4 protein-coding genes are annotated in these 3434 nt (G+C 66.9%); all 4 read left to right on the forward strand.

Features of this window, described 5'->3' with window-relative positions:
* Nucleotides 1–700: acyl-CoA dehydrogenase family protein (locus tag PHX69_RS15810; protein WP_288045058.1), on the forward strand; the 700-nt coding region annotated here is incomplete at its 5' end.
* 10 nt (nucleotides 701–710) lie between these two features.
* Nucleotides 711–1844, forward strand: a complete 1134-nt coding sequence (locus PHX69_RS15815; protein ID WP_288045061.1) for an acyl-CoA dehydrogenase family protein — start codon at nucleotides 711–713, stop codon at nucleotides 1842–1844.
* A gap of 4 nt (nucleotides 1845–1848) precedes the next feature.
* Complete coding sequence (locus PHX69_RS15820) at nucleotides 1849–2649, forward strand: oxepin-CoA hydrolase, alternative type (protein ID WP_288045062.1); 801 nt, start codon at nucleotides 1849–1851, stop codon at nucleotides 2647–2649.
* Nucleotides 2650–2673: 24 nt separating this feature from the next.
* A partial coding sequence (locus PHX69_RS15825) for a CaiB/BaiF CoA transferase family protein (protein WP_288045064.1) occupies nucleotides 2674–3434 on the forward strand: 761 nt, incomplete at its 3' end.

Below are 3434 nucleotides of genomic sequence, written 5' to 3' on the forward strand. Positions count from 1 at the left end.
CAACATGGTCTTCTGCCTGGTGCGCACCGACCGCGAAGCGCGCCCCCAGGCGGGCATCAGCTTCTTGCTGGTGGACATGAACGCGCCCGGCGGGGGGGTTCGCCCCATCCGCACGCTGGACGGCGACCGCGAGGTCAACGAAGTGTTCTTCACCGATGTGCGCGTGCCCGCCGAGAACCTGGTGGGTGAAGAGAACAAGGGTTGGACGTATGCCAAGTTCTTGCTCACCTACGAGCGCACCGGCATTGCGGGCGTGGGCTTCTCGGTGGCTGCGCTGGAAAAGCTCAAGGTCATCGCCGCCAAGGTGCAGCGCAACGGCAAGCCCCTGAACCAGGACGCGCAGTTTGCCGCCCGCATGGCCCAGGTCGAAATCGACCTGGAGAACATGAAAACCACCAACCTGCGCGTGATTGCCGCCGTGGCCGGTGGCGGCGTGCCGGGCGCTGAAAGCTCCATGCTCAAGATCCGTGGCACCGAAATCCGCCAGGAGATTTTGTCGCTGATCCGCCGCGCCATGGGGCCGTATGCGCTGCCCTTCATCGAAGCGGCGCAATACGAAGGCTATGCCGATGCGCCCGTGGGGCCGAAAGAGGCCGCTACCGCAGCGGCCAGCTATTTCAACTACCGCAAGCTGTCGATTTTTGGCGGCTCCAATGAAATCCAGAAAAACATCATCTCCAAGATGATCCTGGGCCTGTGAGGTTGACCCCATGAACTTTGAACACACCGAAGACCGCCGCATGCTGGCGGACACGCTGAACCGTTTTGTGGCCGAGCAATACGGTTTTGACACCCGTAACGCCATCGCCTATGGCGACGTGGGCATGCAGCCCGCCCTGTGGGCGCAGTTTGCCGAGCTGGGCGCCATTGGCGCGCTGTTTACTGAAGAAGATGGCGGCTTTGGCGGCGCAGGCTTTGACGTGGCCGTGGTGTTTGAGGCCCTGGGCCGGGGCCTGGTGGTCGAGCCCTTTTTGGGCGCGCTGGTGGTGGGGCGTGCCCTGGTCGCAGCGGGCACCGCCGCGCAAAAAGAACGCATTGCCAGCCTGATTGACGGCAGCACCGTGGCCGCACTGGCCCACGACGAGCCCGGCAGCCACTACGAAATGGCCCGCGTCAGCACCCGCGCCGTGCGCAGCGGTGATGGCTGGCAGCTCACCGGCGCCAAGGCCGTGGTGGTGCAGGGCGACAACGCCCAGCTCTTGCTGGTGTCGGCCCGTACGGCGGGCGATGTGGACATCGAGGACGGCATCTCGCTGTTCCTGGTGCCTGCTGACAGCGCGGGCGTGGCGCGCCGGGGCATGGGCCGCATCGACGGTGGCCGTGTGGCCGAAATCACCCTCGACAACGTGCAGGTGGGTGCTGACGCGCTGCTGGGCACCGAGGGCCAGGGCTTTGCCACGCTGGAGCGGGCCATGGGCTGGGGCGTGCTGGCGCTGTGCGCCGAAGCGCTGGGCGCCATGGAAGTGGCCAAAAAAGACACCCTCGAATACCTGCAAACGCGCAAGCAGTTTGGCGTGCCGATTGGCAGCTTCCAGGCGCTGCAACACCGCATGGCCGATTTGCTGCTGGAGGTAGAGCAGTCGCGCTCGGCAGTCATCAACGCCGCTGCCGCCATCGACAGCGCCGACCGGGTGGAGCGCGAGCGCGCGCTGTCGGCAGCCAAGTTCACCATTGGCCGCATTGGCGCGCTGGTGGCCGAAGAAAGCATCCAGATGCACGGCGGCATCGGCATGACCTGGGAGCTGCCGCTGTCGCACTACGCCAAGCGCTTGGTCATGATCGACCACGAGCTGGGCGACGAAGACCACCACCTGGCGCGCTACATCGCGCTGGGCGAGGGCTGAAGCCATGAGCGAGCCGCTGTTGCAACGCCGCGAAGGCGCGGTGCTGGTGCTGTCCAACAACAACCCGGCGGCGCGCAATGCGCTGTCGCCCGCGTTTTACGCCGCGCTGACCCAGGCGCTGGCTGCTGCCCAGGACGACCCCAGCGTGGGCGCCATCGTGCTGACGGGCGAGGGCGGGCATTTTTGCTCGGGCGGCGACCTGCGCCAACTGGCCAAGCGCCGCGAACTGCCGGTGGAGGAGCGCCGCGCCAAGCTCGAAGGCCTGCACGACCTCATCCGCACCGTGCGCGATTGCCGCAAGCCGGTGATTGCGGCGGTGGAGGGCGCTGCCGCTGGCGCTGGCCTGTCGCTGGCGCTGGCCTGCGACATGCTGGTGGCCGCTAAAAACGCCGTGTTCTCGGTGGCCTACGTGAAAGTGGGCTTGACGCCCGACGGTGGCGCCACGGCATTTTTGGCCGAGTTTGTCTCGCGCCAGGTGCTGACCGAGCTGTGCCTGACCGGCGAGCGCATCTCGGGCGAGCGCCTGCACGCGCTGGGCCCCGTCAACCGCCTGGCCGAGCCGGGCGATGCCCTGGCCCAGGCGCTGGCGCTGGCCGCCCAGGTGGCCTCGGGCCCCGAGCTGGCCATGGCCCGCATCAAGGCGCTGTGCCGCAACGCCTATGCGCAGCCGCTGGACGCCCAGCTGGAGCAGGAAGCACAGTACATGGTGCAGTCGCAAGAAACCGAAGAGTCCCGCGAGGGCATTGGCGCCTTTCTGGAAAAACGTTCGCCTGATTTCGCGCACCTGCGCCACCGCCGCGCCTAACGCGCAGGCAAGGAGACACCCCCCATGACCACTTCCCCCACCTCTCCCACCGCAGCGCCCGGCGGCATGGACTTTCCACTGGAGGGCGTGCGCGTGCTCGACCTCTCGCGCGTGTTTGCCGGGCCGCTGTGCGGCATGGTGCTGGCCGACTTTGGCGCCGAGGTCATCAAGGTCGAGCACCCAGGGCGCGGCGACGACACCCGCGACTGGGGCATGCGCATCGGCAACACCGAGACCACCTACTACAACAGCATGAACCGCAACAAGCGGTCGATCACCGTGGATTTGCAAACGCCCGAGGGCGTGAAAATCATCCACGACCTGCTGCCCCAGTGCGACGTGGTGATACAGAACTTCAAAACCGGCGGCGCCGAAAAACTCGGTCTGGGCTACGAGCAGCTCAAGGCCATCAAGCCGGATTTGATTTACTGCTCGGTGGCGGGCTACGACAGCTCCGGCCCCGAGGCCAAGCGCCCCGGCTACGACCTGGTGATCCAGGGCGAGGCGGGCCTGATGGCGCTCAACGGCGAGGCCAGCCAGCCGCCGCTGAAATTTGGCGTGGCCGCCGTGGACATGATGACCGGCATGTACGCCGCCCAGGCCGTGCTGGCCGCCCTGTTCCGGCGCAGCACCACGGGCCAGGGCCGCCACATCGAAATGGCGCTGTACGACTGCGGCCTGATGATCACCGGCTACTACGGCCTGGACGCCATGCTGCTGGGCCACGACCCGCAGCGCTACGGCAACGCCCACCCGTCCATCGTGCCCTACGGCATGTACGACGC

The sequence above is a fragment of the Simplicispira sp. genome (genome assembly GCF_028687295.1).
Lineage (GTDB): Bacteria > Pseudomonadota > Gammaproteobacteria > Burkholderiales > Burkholderiaceae_C > Simplicispira > Simplicispira metamorpha.